The following is a 17,382-nucleotide window of genomic DNA, read 5'->3' as shown; positions in this document are numbered from 1 at the left end:
GGTCCAGCGGGTGAGCGTCGCTAGGAAGGGCGCCGGGCAGGACCTGGTGGTCCTGCCCGGGCGCCCGGTTGTCAATGGCGCGTACCGCGGGTGGCAAGCACGATGGCGGCGGTGATCAGCCCGGCGCCGACCAGCCCGGTCGAGCTGAGACGGTCGCCGAAAAGCAGCACCGCCAGGAGCGTGGCGACGAGTGGTTCCAGCAGCGCGATCAGTGCCGCCGTACCGGCCGCGGTGGTGCGCAGGCCCCGGAAGTACAGGGCGTAGGCCACTGCGGTGGGTGCTGTGCCCAGCAGCAACAGCAACCCCACGGACGCCGGGGTCGGGACGAAGTCCATCCCGGACGTCACGATGGCCGCAGGGGCGAGCACGGCGCCGCCGATCGCGAAGCTCACGCCGGTGGCGGTGAAATCGTTGAGGCCGGCGACGGGCCGGGTTCCGATGAATGTCATGGTGGCGAAGCCGGCTGCCGACACCAGCGCGAATCCGGCTCCGGTGAGCGCGTTCGTGGTCGCGATGTCGCCGGCTGGCGTGCCGACGAGCAGGACCAGACCGCTGATGGCCAGCGCCACGGTGGCGAGCATCACCGCGCTGACCCGCCGCCGTCCGGCGATCCCTTCAGCCGTCAGGACGAGGGCTGGTGACGCGCCGATGGTGACCAGGGTGGCGAGGCTGACGTTGGTCCGGGCCACCGCGGCGAAGAAGCAGGCCTGGAAGACCGCGGCGAGCAGCGCGTTCACGACCATCCGGCGCCAGGCGCGCCGGCCGCGTGGCAGTGGTTGCCGGGTCAGGCAAAGGCAGACGATGACGAGCGTGCCGCCGGCGGCGAGCCGGTAGGCGGCCACGGCCAGCGGTGCCAGCCCCGTTTCGTGGGCGAGGAGGCTGCCGGTGGGGCCACCGGTGCCCCACAGCACGCCGGCGAGGACAAGCGACCACAGGCCGGTGGTGGAGCGCCGGGCGGCGGCCACCGGGTGTTGGGAAACAAGCATGAAGGAATCGCTCCTGCGACGAGGGAATTGAGGGTCGCGGAAGCGGGGCGTGCCGGACTCAGCGCTGGGTGAACCGCGTGTCCCGCCGAGGCAGGCTGGACACGATGAGCGGAGGCGCCCCGCTCAGGAGCGCGGCGGGGAGATGATGTCGAAGGTCCGGTGCATGAGCCGATCCTATTCGCGGGTGCGGGACGACACGAACCCCATTTCGCGGGAGCCGTGTGCCACGCACAGCTACCGCGAGGGTGTCCGGCTGGTGGCGACGGCCAGCCGCTGCGCGACAACCTCGTCCTCGCCCTGCACAGGAGGTCCGGAATCGGCCCGGCGGCCGGCCGGTTGGCCGGCCGCCGAGGCTCGGAGTCTCCGCCGGGGCGGTCAGTGACGCCGCTCCCCCACCCGGTAGGTGACCAGGTTGGGGTCGGCGCGCAGCTGCTTCTCGGTGAACTTGATGGTGTCCCAGCCCTTGCCCGAGTACAGCCGGGTCTGGTCGGCGTACCAGGGTGAGTTCGGGTTGGCCGACTGCGAGTAGGTGAGGATCTGCCGACCCGACGGCCCGTTGCGGCCCAGCTCGACGGCCATCACGAACGACGAGCCGTGCTGCACCTTCGTGTAGCCGACGCCAGGCTGCAGCACCCCGATGATCATGTTGAAGACGCCGGCTTCCGCGCGCCCGCCGTGGATCGGGATGCGCTCGGCGCCGCGCGGCTCGGTCTGGACGTCGCCGAGGCGGGCGTCGAGCGGGATGCCGTCCAGCTTGCGGACGGCATTGGCGAGGGCGGTGCGTACCCTCGGGTCGTCGACGGCGAGCCGGCTCGGCGTGGTGAGCGGGGCGGCCGGGTCGAACGCGTCGGCGAAGCGCAGGCCGCCGGCCAGGGCGAACTCGGTGAACAGCTGCGCGCCCCGGCTGTCGAGGTTGACCTTCAGGTCCCAGCGGCGCAGGGCGGCGCAGGCGGCGGACAGGTCGACGGTGGTGCCGTCGGAGGCGGTGGCCGTCGGCTGCGCCTCGCAGACCCGGACCAGGTCGTCGCGGACCAGCTCACCCCCGTACGCACGGTCGCCGAACGTCACATCCCACAGCTTGCCGGTGGTGAAGCCCTTGCCGGGGAGCCCGTCGGTGCCGGCAATCCGCTGCTGCACCTGGTGCACCCCTAGGCGGGTGCGCAGGCTGCGCGGGGTGCGCTCGTCGCCGATGATGCGCGGGTAGCCCTCCAGCGGGCGGGCCGGGTTGGCCAGCCAGTAGCTGTCGTTGGAGTTGGTCACGTAGTCACCGCGGACTAGCGCGGGCAGGTTGCCCGGGCCGAGGATGCCGGGCACCGCGGCGTCCGGGTCCCGGCCCAGCTCGCAGGCGGAGCGGGAGCCGTCGAGGACGGCCTGGCCGCTGCTGGCGTACAGGGGCTGGAAGGGCGCCGCGATACAGGCGGCCGCGAGGGAGCCGGTGACCCGGGGCACGACGGAGTGGTCGGCGTAGAGGGCGTTGCCGTCGCGGTCGGCGGCGATGACGTTGACCCAGGGCAGGAACTGCCGCCGGTCCAGCACCGCCCGCAGCTCACCCACCGACTTCGCCCGTCCCATGGCGAGCCAGCCGTCGAGCGCGCGGTTGTTGGCGGCATTGACGTCGGTGATCGCGTACGCGGCCTGCGCCGTCCAGTCGAAGGTGCCCGGTACCACGACGATCGGGCCGAAGTGGGTGTCGTAGAAGGTACGGGTGACCGGGCCGCCCGGCGTCTGCACCGTGACCGTGCGGGAGGTCATCTTCCGTGGCTGGCCGTCGTAGAGGTAGCTGGTCGGGTCGCCGGGCACCAGAGCCAGCCGGTGCCAGACAAAGCGGCGGGCGGTGGAAACGGTGTGCGACCAGGCGATCCGGCCGTTGTGGCCGATCTCGACGATCGGGTCGCCGACCAGGGCCGCGCCTTCGACGTCGTACCTGCCGGGCACCTTGAGGTGCATCCGGTAGAAGCGCTCGCCGCCGTCCCACGGGAAGTGCGGATTGGCGAGCAGCATGCCGGCGCCGCTGGCGGTGGCGTCGCGGCCCAGGCCGTAGGCGTTGCTGCCCACCCCGGCCGGTGCGCCGTCGCGTGCGGTGACGACCGCTTCGGCCAGTGGTGTGCTTGGGGTTCCGCCGGCACCGGGTGGCGCGGCGGCGACGATGCCGTCGGCGAGCGCGCCGGAGCTGGCCCGGATCATCCGCGTCCAGTTCGCCCGCCACATGTCCAGCTCGGTGATCGGGCGTACCCAGTCCTTCCCCTTGCAGGCCGGGTCGGTGATCTTGTTCTTGGCACCGCGGAGGTAGGCGTTGTAGCCGGCGACGAAGCCGCGGATCTGGTCGCGTACCTCGTTGGAGGGTGCGTGGATGCCGTCGCGCGGGCCGGTCAGCCAGCGCTCGGCCGCGCGGGCGTCGATGGCCTTCTGCTGGAACAGGTCGCTGGTGACGTTGCTGGTGGTCGCGCCGAACCAGCGGGATCGCTCGGCGCGGACGGTGACCATCTGCTCCGCGATCAGGCAGATGTTGTCCTCGGCCTGGGCGTAGCCGACGCCGTAGCCGAGGCTCGCGAAGTCGTGGGCGGTGATGTGCGGTACGCCGTACGAGGCGCGCTGGATCAGGGCGGAGTAGCCGTTGCCGTGGGCGGCGGCGGTGCCGCCGTTGATGGTGAGGCCGGCGGCGACCAGGACGGTGGCCGTCGCCGCGGCGGCAAGTGGGCGCGGCCTCATCGGGCGCTCTGGTGGTGGTGTGGACGGAACATTGGACGTCCTCCCCGAGTAGTGACTGTCCAGGTCCGACCGACGCTAGCTGTGAAAGTTGTTCAGGTCACGCGTTGATCGTCGCCGATTGCCCTCATCCCGTGCGTGGTCGAGCTGGAGCTCAAGGCTCTACCGCGCGGGCAGGCAGCGCTGGGCGTCGGCATGCACCCTCGCGGGGTCGATGTCGAGGAGACGCAGCAGCCGGGCTGCCGGGCCGGCGGCGTCGGCCAGTAGCTCGACGAGCAGGTGGGTGGTGCCGGCGTACGGGTCCCGGCGCCGGAAGGCGGCGAGGCTGGCGCGACGCGATGACAAGCAGCTCAGATGGTGAGGACCACCTTTCCTGCCGGGTGCCCGTCCCGGAGGTGCCGGATCGCGTCCGATGCCTCGGCAAGGGGGTAGGTGCGGTCGACCACCGGGGTCAGCGCGCCGGACTCAATGAGATTCCGTAGCTCGTCCAGGTCCCCGGCCTGCTCCACGGCGCTCACGCTGCGGAGCCGTTGGCCGATGAACAGGGACAGCAGCGGCGCGCGGAACATCTGCCGGTCGTAGCCGCTGAGCACCGGGCCCTTGGCGTACGCGCCGCCGACCAGCGCCAGCGTCCCGTGCGGGGTGAGCGCACGCCGCAGCAATGACAACGGCCGGTCACCGCCGGTGTCGATGACCACGTCGTACACCGGACCGTCGCGGTCGACCTCCTCGCTCGTGTAGTCGAGGACGTCCTCGGCGCCGAGGGAGCGGACGAGATCGGCCTTGGCCGGGTCGCAGACTGCGGTCACCGTCGCGCCGTACGCCTTGGCGATCTGCACGGCCAGGGACCCGACACCGCCCGATGCGCCGATCACCAGCACCCGGTGACCCGGGCGGACCTCGCCGCTGTCGCGTACGGCGCGTAGCGCCGTCATCCCGGAGACCGGCAGCGCGGCGGCCTGCGTGAACGACACGTTGGCCGGCTTGCGGGCCAGCCGCCGCTGCGGTGCGCTCGTGAACTCGGCGTACGAGCCGCGCAGGCAGGTGCCGTACACCTCGTCGCCCGGCTGGAACCGGGTCACCCGGGCGCCGACCGCGGCCACCCTCCCGGCCAGGTCCCGGCCGCGCACCGGTGCCCGGGGCCGGCGCAACCCGCTCGCGAGCCGCGCCAGGTAGGGGCGGCCGGCCATGAAGATCCAGACTCCGGGGTCGACCCCGGCCGCGCGGACCTGGACGAGGACATCCTCGTCGCCGATGGCCGGCCGTCCGATGTCGCGGAGCTGGAGCACGTCCGCCGGGCCGTAGGTGTCCTGGACGATGGCCTTCATGGTGCCGCCTCCTCGGGATACTGGAACACGTCGTCGAGCCGTACGCCGAACACGCGGGCGATCCGGAACGCCATTTCCAGCGAGGGCGAGTAGCGGCCCTGCTCGATGGCGATGACGGTCTGCCGGGTCACGCCGATCCGCTCGGCGAGTTCGGCCTGGGTCATCTCGTCATGCGCGAAGCGCAGTGCGCGGATGTTGTTCGTGACCTGGGTCGGCTTCACCACCGCGGGACACCCGTGCGGTAGACGATCACCTTCGCCAGGGAGCCGACCACCGCCGACAGGACGAAGGACAGGTAGATGACGTTGGCGATCCAGAACCAGTCCCACTCGGCCAACGCCATGAGCATCGCCGACACCGCGCCGATGACCAGGAACGCCTGGCCAACATGGTCCCCGAGCCGTCCGATCTCCCGGTCGCGATCGTCCTTGACGCGGGACGCCCGCGGGTTCACCACGCCCATCGCGATCTCGGCCACGATGTTCGCGACGATGGCGCCGCCGACCGTCCACAGGAGAACGCCGGCGTAGGGGGTCGCGGGGAGCGGCCCACCGTCGACCCGGCCCAGGACGACCGCCGCGTAGACCGCGTACCCGACGACGCTGACCACCAGCATGGTCCAGGCGCGTTTCTCCTCATGCGTCACGATCGACTCCCCATGTAAAAAATCCTTGACACGCCTAGAGTAAGGTGTCTTTGACACCGTGTCTAGAAACTTTTACATCACGTGGGCGGCGGGAGCCGGTGACAGGCCCGGCGCGGTCGCGCCGGCCGAGGTTTGGTGCCGGTCAAAATGGCATTGTCGCCCTGCCGGCCCGCGCCCAGCGTGGGGCGATGAGCTCGCGACTTCTCTCGGTGACGTTCGATGCGCGCGATCCGGACCGCGTGGCGCAGTTCTGGGCCGGCATACTCGGCCGGGAGATCCTCGAGGACGCCGGTGGTGTGCTCCTGCCGGGACACGAAACCCAGCTCAGTCTCCGGTTCGCCGGTAGCGGCGCGGAGATGGTGCGGCCGAACCGCATGCACCTCCACCTGACCAGCGCCAGCCTTGACGACCAGCAGCAGACGGTGGCGACGGCGCTGAGGCTCGGCGGAAGTCACCTCGATGTCGGGCAGCGCCCCGAGGAGGGGCATGTCGTCCTGGCCGACCCCGAGGGCTACGAGTTCGACGTGATCGAGCCGGACAACAACTACCTCGCCGGGGTACGGCTTCCTCGGGGAGCTCACCTGCGAAGGCACCCGGGACGTCGGCCTCTTCTGGAGCGAGGCGCTGGGCTGGCCGCTGGCGTGGGACCAGAACGAGGAGACCGCGATCCAGTCACCGCACACCGGCACGAAGGTCGCGTGGGGCGGCCCGCCCGTGGCCCCAAAGCAGGGGCGGAACCGGCAGCGTTTCGACCTCGCCCCGGCCGGTGGCTACCAGCAGGCGGAGGTCGAACGGCTGCTGTCTCTCGGGGCCACTCGGCTCGAGGTCGGTGACGACGGCACCGTCGTGCTGGCCGATCCGGACGGCAACGAGTTCTGCGTGCGAAGGAACTGACCAGAGCTCCCCCGTCGCCGGTCCCGCTGGAACACGCCAGCGCGCCGCTGAACCCGACACCCGCCTCGATCATGGTGCCCTCCTCCCCGGCATGATCGCTGACCAGGGCAAGCCCTTCCATCGTGCGGACGTCGCTGATCCGCCGCTCCGGTGGGACGGCGAGGCTTCGGCAGCTGCCGGCTCGAGCGGGGCTTGAGGGCCAGGACCAGGACACCTGTCGCCGGCCAGGCGGCACCCGCCCTGACGGATTGCACCGCACTGGACTGGCGTCATGGCTTGGTGATGAGCCGCACGGAAATCGGGGTTGACTCGTCAGGCGTTCCGGGGCGTACTCGATGTACGTTCCCGCACCGCCGGCTGGCGCGTTCGGCCAGAAAGACAAGCGCGGGTGCTCTCAGCACGGGGCGCCTGCTGTTGTTCGCGCTGGTGTTGCAGAGGACATGGAGAGATGGGAGGTCCCGCATGAAGGATCACTCGTCGGCGAGTTGAGCCACACCACTGTGGCGCTCGTCGAGCGCTGCCGGTGACGTAAGCCGTGACCCTGGTGACGCAATCTGGCCGTCGCCCTCCTGCCCTGCCCGTTGATCCTGGCCTGCAGTACGGGTTGTAGCGGCACCCGCCGCCCGGGTGCCTGCCCGGTTTGCTGGCTCGATGACAGAGAAGTGTTGGTTGGCGCCCGCACGCCCAAAAGGTTCCGCCGCGCCGGGCATTCCCCGGCAAGCGTCCGCCCGCACGAGAACCGACCCGGTTCACGCAAGCGCAACCGGCGGCCCTGCCTCATCGTCCCTACGTGAAGCTGGAGCACGAACTTGATCTCGATCCTCGTCAATCCGAATGGGCTGGCGGTTGCCTCACCGGTCCACCGGACCAGGTTGACGCCATTCGAGGCTCTACCCGGACGGCGTGTGGACAGGTGGTGGGCCGTTGGCACCACGTAAGCAGCGACCGCCGGACCCACCCAAGGAGGCGCGGTCGAGGCGGGAGCGGCTGGAGAACCGGATCCAGGTGCTGATCATGCTGTTGATCGGCGGCGCGGCCGGCGCAGCCTCGTTCCGTCACGTCCACGACGTCGCTGCGGCGCACGGCCAGCCGGGCTGGCTCGCCTGGGCCGACGCTGTCGTCCTGGAGCTGACCTCCATCGCCGCCGGCTTGGAGCTGCGCCGCAATCGACGCTGGGGCAAGAGCGTCGCCTTCCCGGCGACCGTGCTGACCGTGGCGGTGTTCCTGTCCCTCGCGGCCCAGGTGGTGGAGGCCGAAGCGTCGGTGATCGGCTGGGTCGCCGCCGCGCTGCCGGCGCTCGGCTTCCTGACGATGGTGAAGATCGCCCTCGGCCGCGCCGACCCGGCCCCACCCGACCGCACCGTCCGACCCATGCCAGGCAATCAAGGACCGCTGCGGGTCGTGGACTCGGCGGTCCCGGCCCCCCGCGAGCCGGTCCCCGGACCGCCGCCGGTCCCTACGAGCACTGCCACGGTCCGGAACCGCACCGCCGCGGTCCCGGCTGCAGCGGACCAGGACCGGGCGGTCCCGGACCGCCGCCGCGGCGGCTCGCCGGTCCGGGACCGGAGCCCGGACATCAGCTTGCTGGTCCCGGCCGCCCGGACCGCCGCCCACACGCTCGCCACCCACGGGACACCGCTGTCCCGCAAGGAACTCGCCCGGCAACTACGCGCGGACGGGCACCACCTGTCCAACGCCACCGCCTCCGCACTCGTGCGGGTCCTGCGCGCCGAGGCGACCCCTTCGGCCCCGGCCTCGCCGAACCTGTCCCACCCGGAGGCCGCGTGACAGACCGACAACCCGTGACTCCTGTCGGACCGAGCCGCACCGGTCAGACCAGCACCTGTCAGGAAGCCGGCCGCCTGACAGAACCTGACCCGACCTGTCAGAGCGAAACAGCGTCCCGCCCGCCGCGGCGCAGCAGCCAGTGCACCAGCTGCCCCTTCAGCCGAGTCCGACCCGCAAAAGGAGCAACGAGCATGCTGAACCAGGCCAACGACCCCCACCCGCGCCACCAGCGCTGCCTCCGATCCGCATCACCCGCCCTCGCACCCCTGGGTCCAGGCGGTGTGACCGGCAGTGCCGCTGTCGGTGTCGATCGCCGTCTCACCGTCCGCCTTGATACTGACCCCCAAGCCGACCCCGCTTCCTCGCTGACAGCCCAGGTCAGGCCCACTGTCAGCGGCGCCGACCGGTTCCAGACACACCCTCATGTGTGGGGTGTCCCCCCAGGGGCCGCCCATGCGTAAACCGCTACCAGCAGCGGATCCGCTGCTGCGCCTGCAGGCCAGCATCACCGCCCGCGACGACCGACTCCTCGGCTGGCTCTACGACCACGGACTGCTGACCACCGACCAGATCGCAGCCGCCCTGTTCTCGTCTCTGGATTTCGCTCAACGCCGGCTGCGCCGCCTCACCGTCCTTCGCGCGGTGGACCGGTTCCGACCCAACAAACCCGACGGCGGCTCCTACCCGTACCACTACGTCCTGGACCAGCTCGGCTACAGCCACGTCCGCGCCCAACGCGGCCTCGGCCCGCCACGCCGGGACCAGGCACGCCGCCGCAAACAATCCCTCACGTCCCGCCCGGACCTACCCCACCTGCTTGGCGGCAATCAGGTCTTCATCGACCTGGCCGCCCACGCCCGCACCCACCCCGACAGCCATCTGGACCGCTGGCAGCCCGCGTCCGCCTTCCACGAACCGGGCGTGTTCTACCGCAGAGGCGGGGACCCGCAGCTCATGGTCCACGGCCCGAGCGGCCTGCCCCGCCCGGACGGCGCCGGGGTGTGGACCGAGCAGGATCGCTCGGTGCCGTTCTTCCTCGAATACGACACCGGCCGTGAACGCCTCGACATCCTCACCGAGAAGATCGCCAAGTACGAACGCTTGTACGCGATGAGCACCTGGGCATGGCCGGTCCTGTTCCACCTACCGTCGGCACGACGGGAGGCGAACCTGCACCACCGCCTCACCGGCACCACGCCACGAGCATTCATCGCCACCACCACCGCCGACCTACGCGCCGCCACCGGCGCGAGCCCCGCCGAGCAGGTGTGGCACGTGATTGGTGTCGGTGCCGGCCGTCGCCGCCTCATCGACCTGCCCTACACCGACATCCACCACGACCAAGAGTTCCCCACCCGCACCGCGCCCGGCCCGCACGAGCGAGCATCCTGATGGCCTTGACGGTGTGAGCAGCCCGGTTGCCCGGGCTGCTCACACCGTCTACTCCGCGCCGGCGGGTGCGGGAGGACCGGAAACCCGGCGGGCACCCGCGACCAAGCGGCGAGCCAGCCGTGAGATCACGGAGCTTGGTACGTCCGCTGCTCCGACTGCCACGCCCGTAGCGCACCCTTGATCCGCTGGTTCTCCGCCCGCACGTCGTCCCGCTCGCGAGTACGCCGCTGCAGCTCGAAGGCAAGGCGGTGCAGCAGGGCATCGACTTCGTCGACCCGATAGCCGCGCCGCCCTCGTCGGGTCAACGGCAACGGCAGCACGGCGATCCGATCCGGGGTGAGCGGACCGCGCAGGGCGTACCGGCTGCGGTAGACGGTCACCGCCACGGGATCCGATCCGGCAGGTGGATCCGCTCGCCCGGCACCCCGGCGGCGAGCAGCCGCAACCTCGAGCCCGCCAGCATCGCCGGCGGCCCGCACACGTAGACCTGCTGGCCGGGACGATGGTGGTCGAGGGCGACGGTCAGCGCGTCGCCCCGCTCCCCCGGCTCGGCGAGCGGGTCATGGGAGAACGCCGGCACGACGGTCAGCCAGTCGTGGGCCCGCTGGAGCTTGTCGAGAGTGATCGCGTCGTACAGGCCCGCCACGTCGCGGCTGCCCGCGATCAGCGTCACGTGCCGACCGTCCGCGGCGGCCGCGACCTGCTCGACGATCGCGCGCAGCGGCGCCAGCCCGGTGCCGCCGGCGATCAGCAGCAGGTCCCCGCTGTGCAGGCTCAGCCCGGTGTGCGCCGGCGGGCCGAGGTGGAGCAGCTCTCCGGGGCGTACGTGGTGGACCAGGCTGGTGGAGACCGCGCCGCCGCGGACCGCGCGGACGTGGAGCTCGAGGGTGCCGTCCGGGCGCGGCGCGTTCGCCGGGCACAGCCACCGCCACCGGCCGGGCCGGTGCGGCGTGCAGACCGGCACCGCCTGGCCGGGCCGGTAGGGAAGCCGCCGCCACGGCCGTACCGTGATGACGGCGACCCCCTCGCAGGCCAGGTCATGGTCGAGCACCTCGACCGGCCACCAGGCCGGGCCGTCCCCCGCTATTGCGGCTGCCCGCTCGACTTCCTGCCAGGGCACGGTGGCCGGTAGTGCGTCGTCGATGACCGGGTGGTGCTCTGGTCGCAGGCCGAAGCGGTGGTACGCGCGGCCCAGGACGTTCAGCAGCGCCAGCTTCTCGGGGCGGTCCGCGCGGTCGGTGATCCGGCGTAGGGCGGCCTCGATCAGCGGGGCGTCCCGCTCCGGCAGCAGGCCCGGGCAGCGGTCCTCGACCTCCTCCCAGAACGAGCGCCGCCGCAGGTAGCTCTCCGCGCGGCGGTGCTCGGCCTCCGACCAGCCGAGGTACGGCAGGTCGGTGCTGGTGGCCAACGCTCTGGCCACCAGCTCCGTCAGGCGGTCCCGGTCCAATCCGATCAGGTACGGGGACAGCTCCGCGTCCGCCGCGACCAGACTGAGCCAGCGGGCGACTGCTTCGGGTGTCTCCTGTTCCGTCACGCCGGCTCCCCGAGATGCTCCTCGGTGAGGTTGGCGGCGTGGATCGTGGCGTGGGCCCAGCGGGCCAGGCGGCACTGGTACTGGACGCGTTCGCTGCGGCACACCTGGCCCTGCGGCCAAGGCTCGAGGGCGTGGACGCGGACCGCGTGGGCGGCGAAGGCCAGGTCCTCGTCGGTGATCGGGGTAAGCACGGGAAAGTCGGCGAGTACGGCGGACATCGGTGGGCGCCTCCGGCGGTGGGATGCGTGGAGTGGCGCCGGGGCGGGCGGGGACGGCCGCTGCCGTACGGGGGAACGACGCGGCCGGAGCCCAGCACCCGCCCCGGGCCATGCGTTCACCCTGGTCAGCCACTCGAACTCACAACATGACTACGCGCTGCACCTCAGCAGTAACTGTGCTGCACGTGATGGAGCTAGGCTGCCCGAGAACTGATCTCAACGTGACCTGAGGCGGCACGATGACGACCGTGCACCGGTGGACCGGCCTGGAAACGCGAGCTCTGCGCCAAGCCTTACGAATGAGCATCCGGGACTTCTCGGCGCACCTCGGCGTTGCTGAACGGACAGTGTCAAAATGGGAAGCCGGGCAGGAGGCCGTGTGCCCGCGACTTGAGATGCAAGCCGCCCTCGATACAGCGCTGAGCAAGGCGGGTGAGGACGTCCACGACCGGTTCACGGTCGTGCTCCGCGCAAACGAGTCAGGTCCCGTCACTGGTGCCGCCCAGCCGGACCTCAGCACGCTTGCGCGCCGGCGGGTGGCCGGCGCCCGTGCCGCCACCGCCCTGACTCCCGACGAATTCGCCCAACTACTCGCTCCAGCCCTCAGCTGGCGCCCGAGCGGCGAGGCGGTACTGCGCTGGGAGAGCAGCGAAACCCCGCCCGGCGACGTCATGCTCGCGCTCAACATGCTGGAGCAGCGAGCCGCTCCGCAGCCGTCCGATGCGCTTGCCGGTTTGACAGCCGTCTACCCGAGCCGATCGCAGCTCTCTGCGCACCTACCGCCGGATCAGCTTCTCGACAGCGCCCAGGACATCAGGGCGGTCGGCCTGTCGCTCAACATGCTGTGCCAGGGCTACGCCGACCGCCACTGGCAGGTACTACTCGCGAACGGGGCCCGAGTCCGATGTCTCTTCCTCGATCCGGCCGGCTCGGCGATCCAGGCACGCGAGGTGGAGGAAGGGTTCCCGCCTGGTCAACTCTCAGCGCTGACGAAGCTCAACATGGAAACGTTGCTACGAGTGCGCGACCGGCTGCCTGCCGACCTGCAGGACAGCATGGACCTCGCGACTTACGACGAGACCCTTCGCTTCAACATCGTTTTGGTGGACGATCTGTGTGTGGCGCAGCCCTACCTTGCGGACAGCCGCGGTATCGACTCTCCCGCCTTCGTCATTGGCCGAGATCAGTCGGGGACAGGGTTGTACCCGGTGTTTGAGCAGGTCTTCGAGTCGCAGTGGCAACGGCGGCGGGCGCTGTGAGCGAATACCGTGACCTGCTGCCGATCGCAGAGGAAGCCGTGATGCGTGCGTCCGAGGCGATGCGACGGCGGCCAGCAGGCGCTCTCACCGTGAAGGGTGACCGCGATGTGGCCTCGGAACTGGACTACGCGATCGAACGTGAGGTCCGGGCGTTCCTGGTCACGGAGACGCCTGAGATCGGGTTCCTCGGCGAGGAAGAAGGACGGGTCGGCTCGGCCGAGATGCAGTGGGTCCTTGATCCGATCGACGGCACGGCAAACTTCGTACGCGGCCTACCCATGTGTGGCGTCTCGCTCGCAATCGTGAACGGGAGCGAGGCCATCCTCGGCGTGATCGATTTGCCCTTTCTCGGATCTCGATTCACCGCCGCCAAGGGCGACGGCGCCTACGCGAACGGTCAAGCGATCAGCGCAAGCAGCACCAGCCACCTGAGCGACGCCATCGTCGCCGTTGGCGACTACGCGGTAGGTCCGGACGCCGAGGCCAGGAACCGCTTACGACTCGCCCTGGCAGCTCAGCTCGCCGCTGAGGTACAGCGGGTACGCATGACCGGCAGCGCCGCACTCGACCTGGCCTGGCTCGCCGAGGGCAGGCTGGACGCCGCGTTGACCCTGTCGAACCATGCCTGGGACATGGCGGCAGGAGTTGTCATCGCGCGGGAAGCAGGAGCTGTTGTCATCGACCAGCACGGCGCGATTCATGACGTCGACTCGACTGTCACTCTCGCGGTCGCACCTTTGCTTGCGGAGGCTGTCCTCGCCACTTACCACAAGGCCGCCTCGATGGCCACGGGCAATCAATGACCCTCGGACTGCGGCCCGGCCGTTGGACGCCCCCGGGGCGCAGCGTCGCGCATTCTTAGCGTTGACCCCAAATAGCTGCTCTGCGTCGGCCTGGACTACCGCAACCACATCTAAATGGGCCGCGAGATGCCCAAATGCCCTCGGGCCGCAGACCGTGGTCCTTGCCCAGACTGTCACCGCTATTCGTTATCGGGCTCTTCGGACATTTGTTGGGGGTGAGGCTCGCCGGGTGATGGTCGACGGGTAGGGGTCGAGGTCCCCGAGGATCAGTAGCGCCAACCGCTGACCCGGCCCGAGGGCCTGGACGAGGGGTGCAGGTCGGACACGTGGAGCGTTACGAGCGTGTCATGGTCCTGACAGTGTCGACACTGTCGCAGCCGGCGGGGTGACGGGCCTGCGATGTTCTCGTGGTGGCCCCGGCCGACGCCACCGGGGCCTTCACGACCTGCCGGAAACCACGCGGGACCTGCCGGAAACCACGCGGGTTCGCGTGGAGGCAGCAGGTCTGGCGGTGAGCCCATCACGGTTGAATTGTGGTGGAAGGGCTTACCCGGGAGGGGGCAGTTGTGAGCGACGCGGACAAGCCGATCGGCTACTGGCTCAAGCACCTGCACAACCTGATCGAGGAGCAGTTCGACGCGACGCTGGGCGACCTCGGCCTCGACCGCCGACAGTGGCAGATCCTGAACCTGCTCTCCGGCGCGACGCGCAGCCGTGGGGAGATAGAGCAGGCGCTCGCACCGTTCTGGCCGGATGGCGTACCTCGACTCGAAGCGGCCTTGGGCGGCGCTGACGCCCTGGTCGCGCGGGGGTGGGCGCGGTACGACGGCGACACGTTCAGCCTGACCGAGGAGGGGCGCGCGGCACACGGCACGGCGGCGGAGCGCGTCGGCGATACGCGGCGGCTGCTGCTGCGCGGCTTCACCCCCGAGCAGTACGCCGAGACCGTCCGGATCCTGTCGGTCATGGCCGGCAACCTCGAGGCGGCGTTAGCGGGCCGTGCATCGGCCGACAAACAGGACTGATGGGTCTGCGGTCCGTACCTCCGCCAGCAGAACTCACAGCATTTTCAGTAGCTTCGGCATCTGCCCTGAAAAGGAACATCAGGGCCAGGACCGAGGTTTCCTTCCTCGGCCTCCTACCCGCGTTGAGTGGGCTGCCAAGGGCTGATTGACGCGTTGGTGCTGAGCGGGCCCGCCGCCGTGTCCTCGCGATGGCTTGTCACAGGGTATCGACACCTAAGCCGACCTCCCATCGTGTCTGCATCAGCTGTCGACGCGCTTGACCGCTTCGCTGCGGTGGCGGGCCAACGCCTCCTTGTCCGGCCGCGCCTCGACCGCCACTCGCCGCAACGGCTGGCCATCCAGGTCAGCGTAGTGGTCAAGCCCCTCCGCGACCCGCACCCGGTACGTCCCGTCGATCCAGAGGTAGCCCCGGTCGAAGAGGTTGTGCAGGTCGGCGCGGAGCAGCAGGCCGTTGGTGACCCGGTTGGTGGCGGGCCCGTTGTAGGGGTCGATGTGCGCAGCCTGGAGCACGGCTTCCACGTCGCAGCCCGTGATCGCGCACCGCCCGCCGTACGCCGCAATGAGTCGACGCCGGAAGTCGGCCTGGCCCTGTCGAGCCGTGACCTGGGCAAGCCGTCGCCGACGCCCCTCGGGCAGGCCAGCCGGTTCAGGTGCCTGGTGGCTGTCGAGGAACTTCGACAGCCTCACTGACTCGGCCGGATGCATCGCCCGTACCCTCTGCACCGTTGCATCGAGCACTTCCGACCCGGCCGCCTCGGTCGCCAGCAGGAAGCGGATGAGCGGGATGTCCCACCGAATGTCGAGCCGCCAGTACACCGCTTCCTCGTCCGCGACCTCGTACGGGTCCGACCAGGCGACGCCTGCGGCGACGATCCGCCGGTGCGGAGCGGTGGCGTAGATCCAGATCCGGTCGCCGGCCTTGATCTGGTGGAAGCACGAGGAGAGGTGCCACTCGGCCACGTCGCCCTCGCGAACGGAGCGGAACGTTTCCAGGATCCCTGGATCGTCGCCCCAGCTCTCGCTCTCCTCGTTGACAGGGTAGACCCACTCCGCCGGTCGGGAGGCGCGACCGAGCACGTGATCCACGAGGGTATAGCTGTGACCGGCGCCCTGCATCGTCCGGACCGCCAGCAACGGTGCCACGAGGCCGCGTACGGCGGCGGCGAAGCGCTCGTCGGCGAGAGCGGCGATCAGCTGGTCGTACCGGCCGCTGACCCTTGCCTGGTTGTCGCCCGCGTCCTGGTAGTCCGACGGTTCCTCGGTGAGCCCGGGGAACGCGCGGCCGAGCACCCGCCGGCTCGGCCAGTGCCGCTTGAGGATCGACCGCGAGACGACGACGAAGCCCTCGGGCACCTGGTCCCCCTCACGGGTCGGTTCGTGCAGGACGAATGTCTCCATCGTCTTCATGGACACGGCGGAGAGCCGGCGCGGCCAGGTGTCCGTATTCGGCAGGCAGGAGAGCGTCCAGTACTCGCGCTCGGTGGCCGCAGCATCGGGAACGGCCACCCTCAGATACGCCCGGTTTGCCGCCACCACCGCGTCGTAGTACGGGCCAGCCAGCAACCGGTCGAACTGACTCTTGCCGTCGCGCTGCATCTCATGCACTCCTCATCCGACCAAGTGCTGAACACGGATCACCCGCCGAGAAACGCTGATGCTAGTGAATCTTGGGGAATTTCGGTTGCCCCGCGGGCTGGAGCGGGTCGGGTTCGGTCCATTCGGCCGACCGGCGACGGCCATCTCGGCCATGATCATTAACCGGCCGCAGCAAGGCCAGCCATCACGTGGGAATCTCGGCTGGGCGACAGCCGATACGGTCGATGGTATGACCACAGTCGACGCCGCGGCTCTGCCCCCACTCGGCAAGCTCGACATCGTGGAGATCCGCACGGTGTGGAAGCACGAGGCACAGACGTTCACACCGTGGCTACTCGCCAACCCCGAGGTGCTCGGAGATGTCCTCGGGATGCAGCTGTCGCTGTCGGCCGCGGAGCATCCGGTCGGGGGCTTCTCCCTTGATCTCATCGGCGTCGACGAGGCGACGAATGAGACCGTCATCATCGAAAACCAACTGGAAAGGACAGACCACAGCCACCTGGGCCAGCTGCTCACCTACGCTGGCGGCACCGACCCGGTCAACGTGGTGTGGATCGCGACGAGCTTCCGCGAGGAGCACCGCGCGGCCCTGGACTGGTTGAACAACCGAACCGACGAGAACACCCGGTTCTTCGGAATCGAGATCAGTGCGGTACGAATCGGCGACTCGCTGCCCGCGCCGCTGATGCGCCTGGTCGTCCAGCCCAACGACTGGGGAAAGAAGGTGAAGTCCCTGGCTCAGGCCGATGCGACGATGAGCAGCAGAAGCCTTGCCTATCAGGAGTTCTGGAGCAGGCTTCTGGAAGCCATCCGTGACCGGGGGCTCCAGTGGACGACCTCACTCAAGGGGCTGCCGCAGAACTGGCAGTCGCTGCCGAGCGGCATGAGTGGGGTGTCGTTCACGTGCACTTTCGGCAAGTCGGGCCTGGGGAGTGAGATCTTCTTCCAAGACCCCGACCCCGCCGTCAACGACCAACGCTTCGCGGCCGCCCGAGCCAAGCTCGAACCGGCGTACCCGACCCTGTCGTTCGAGCCGCTCACAGGCCGCAAGGGGTGTCGCATCGCGGAGTATCGGACCGGCGAGATCACCAGCACGAGCGACTGGGGCGAGTACGTCGAGTGGTTCATCGCCGCCCAGTTGCGACTTCGACAGGCGGTGTCCGAGGCCGGCGGCCTCTCCGCCCTGATTTCTGCCTAAAAAGGACTT

The 17,382-nt window shown here is 70.0% G+C and carries 17 protein-coding genes and 1 pseudogene; 8 read left to right on the top strand and 10 right to left on the bottom strand.

The window, feature by feature from the left end; all coding sequences use genetic code 11:
* Positions 1-71 precede the first annotated feature (71 nt).
* The 6 genes from ACQP12_RS05640 to ACQP12_RS05615 form a co-directional block, all read right to left on the bottom strand.
* Complete coding sequence (locus ACQP12_RS05640) at positions 72-965, bottom strand: DMT family transporter (protein WP_433285575.1); 894 nt, start codon at positions 963-965, stop codon at positions 72-74.
* Positions 966-1,361: 396 nt separating this feature from the next.
* Positions 1,362-3,695 carry an acylase gene (locus tag ACQP12_RS05635; protein ID WP_433285573.1) on the bottom strand — a complete coding sequence of 778 codons (2,334 nt, stop codon included), beginning with the start codon at positions 3,693-3,695 and terminating at the stop codon, positions 1,362-1,364.
* A 159-nt stretch (positions 3,696-3,854) separates the two neighbouring features.
* Positions 3,855-4,037: a Clp protease N-terminal domain-containing protein gene (locus tag ACQP12_RS05630; protein WP_433285571.1), complete on the bottom strand. Its 183-nt coding sequence runs from the start codon at positions 4,035-4,037 to the stop codon at positions 3,855-3,857.
* Between the two features lie 5 nt (positions 4,038-4,042).
* Entirely contained in the window at positions 4,043-5,020 is a 978-nt protein-coding gene (locus tag ACQP12_RS05625) for an NAD(P)-dependent alcohol dehydrogenase (protein ID WP_433285569.1), read from the bottom strand.
* Complete coding sequence (locus tag ACQP12_RS05620) at positions 5,017-5,244, bottom strand: helix-turn-helix transcriptional regulator (RefSeq protein WP_046567934.1); 228 nt, start codon at positions 5,242-5,244, stop codon at positions 5,017-5,019. The genes ACQP12_RS05625 and ACQP12_RS05620 overlap by 4 nt, the downstream gene beginning before the upstream one ends.
* Positions 5,238-5,666: a hypothetical protein gene (locus ACQP12_RS05615; protein ID WP_433285567.1), complete on the bottom strand. Its 429-nt coding sequence runs from the start codon at positions 5,664-5,666 to the stop codon at positions 5,238-5,240. The genes ACQP12_RS05620 and ACQP12_RS05615 overlap by 7 nt, the downstream gene beginning before the upstream one ends.
* A 188-nt stretch (positions 5,667-5,854) precedes the next feature.
* Between ACQP12_RS05615 and ACQP12_RS05610 the strand changes: the two are divergent.
* The 4 genes and pseudogenes from ACQP12_RS05610 to ACQP12_RS05595 all read left to right on the top strand — a co-directional run.
* A pseudogene (locus ACQP12_RS05610) lies at positions 5,855-6,136 on the top strand (VOC family protein); the annotation flags it as partial.
* A gap of 154 nt (positions 6,137-6,290) precedes the next feature.
* Positions 6,291-6,560 (top strand): VOC family protein, encoded by a 270-nt coding sequence (locus tag ACQP12_RS05605; RefSeq protein WP_433289139.1) that lies wholly within the window; start codon positions 6,291-6,293, stop codon positions 6,558-6,560.
* Positions 6,561-7,484: 924 nt separating this feature from the next.
* Positions 7,485-8,348, top strand: a complete 864-nt coding sequence (locus ACQP12_RS05600) for a DUF2637 domain-containing protein (protein WP_433285565.1) — start codon at positions 7,485-7,487, stop codon at positions 8,346-8,348.
* A 453-nt stretch (positions 8,349-8,801) separates the two neighbouring features.
* Positions 8,802-9,740: a replication-relaxation family protein gene (locus ACQP12_RS05595; protein ID WP_433285563.1), complete on the top strand. Its 939-nt coding sequence runs from the start codon at positions 8,802-8,804 to the stop codon at positions 9,738-9,740.
* Between the two features lie 125 nt (positions 9,741-9,865).
* On the opposite strand, the gene ACQP12_RS05590 is transcribed toward ACQP12_RS05595, so the two are convergent.
* The 3 genes from ACQP12_RS05590 to ACQP12_RS05580 are packed head-to-tail and all read right to left on the bottom strand — an operon-like array spanning position 9,866 to position 11,492.
* Entirely contained in the window at positions 9,866-10,126 is a 261-nt protein-coding gene (locus ACQP12_RS05590) for a DivIVA domain-containing protein (RefSeq protein ID WP_433285561.1), read from the bottom strand.
* Positions 10,117-11,274, bottom strand: a complete 1,158-nt coding sequence (locus ACQP12_RS05585; RefSeq protein WP_433285559.1) for an FAD-binding oxidoreductase — start codon at positions 11,272-11,274, stop codon at positions 10,117-10,119. The genes ACQP12_RS05590 and ACQP12_RS05585 overlap by 10 nt, the downstream gene beginning before the upstream one ends.
* The gene (locus ACQP12_RS05580; RefSeq protein WP_433285557.1) at positions 11,271-11,492 is read right to left on the bottom strand and encodes a hypothetical protein; all 222 of its coding nucleotides are present in this window, start codon (positions 11,490-11,492) and stop codon (positions 11,271-11,273) included. Before ACQP12_RS05580 ends, ACQP12_RS05585 begins: the two co-directional genes overlap by 4 nt.
* A gap of 239 nt (positions 11,493-11,731) precedes the next feature.
* On the opposite strand from ACQP12_RS05580, the gene ACQP12_RS05575 reads away from it, so the two are divergent.
* The 3 genes from ACQP12_RS05575 to ACQP12_RS05565 all read left to right on the top strand — a co-directional run bounded on the left by ACQP12_RS05575 (position 11,732) and on the right by ACQP12_RS05565 (position 14,579).
* Complete coding sequence (locus ACQP12_RS05575) at positions 11,732-12,751, top strand: DUF5919 domain-containing protein (RefSeq protein WP_433285555.1); 1,020 nt, start codon at positions 11,732-11,734, stop codon at positions 12,749-12,751.
* A complete protein-coding gene (locus tag ACQP12_RS05570) occupies positions 12,748-13,554 on the top strand; it encodes an inositol monophosphatase family protein (protein WP_433285553.1) in 807 nt (268 codons plus the stop codon). The genes ACQP12_RS05575 and ACQP12_RS05570 overlap by 4 nt, the downstream gene beginning before the upstream one ends.
* 566 nt (positions 13,555-14,120) lie before the next feature.
* A complete protein-coding gene (locus ACQP12_RS05565; RefSeq protein ID WP_433285551.1) occupies positions 14,121-14,579 on the top strand; it encodes a MarR family winged helix-turn-helix transcriptional regulator in 459 nt (152 codons plus the stop codon).
* A gap of 240 nt (positions 14,580-14,819) precedes the next feature.
* Here ACQP12_RS05565 and ACQP12_RS05560 read toward each other — a convergent pair whose 3' ends face one another.
* Positions 14,820-16,175 carry an HNH endonuclease gene (locus ACQP12_RS05560; protein WP_433285549.1) on the bottom strand — a complete coding sequence of 452 codons (1,356 nt, stop codon included), beginning with the start codon at positions 16,173-16,175 and terminating at the stop codon, positions 14,820-14,822.
* 229 nt (positions 16,176-16,404) lie between these two features.
* On the opposite strand from ACQP12_RS05560, the gene ACQP12_RS05555 reads away from it, so the two are divergent.
* A complete protein-coding gene (locus tag ACQP12_RS05555; RefSeq protein ID WP_433285547.1) occupies positions 16,405-17,373 on the top strand; it encodes a DUF4268 domain-containing protein in 969 nt (322 codons plus the stop codon).
* The last annotated feature ends 9 nt before the right edge of the window (positions 17,374-17,382 follow it).

It is taken from the genome of Micromonospora sp. CA-244673, assembly GCF_050948395.1.
Taxonomy (GTDB): Bacteria; Actinomycetota; Actinomycetes; order Mycobacteriales; family Micromonosporaceae; genus Micromonospora.
This window is presented reverse-complemented; position numbering and strand designations above follow the sequence as displayed.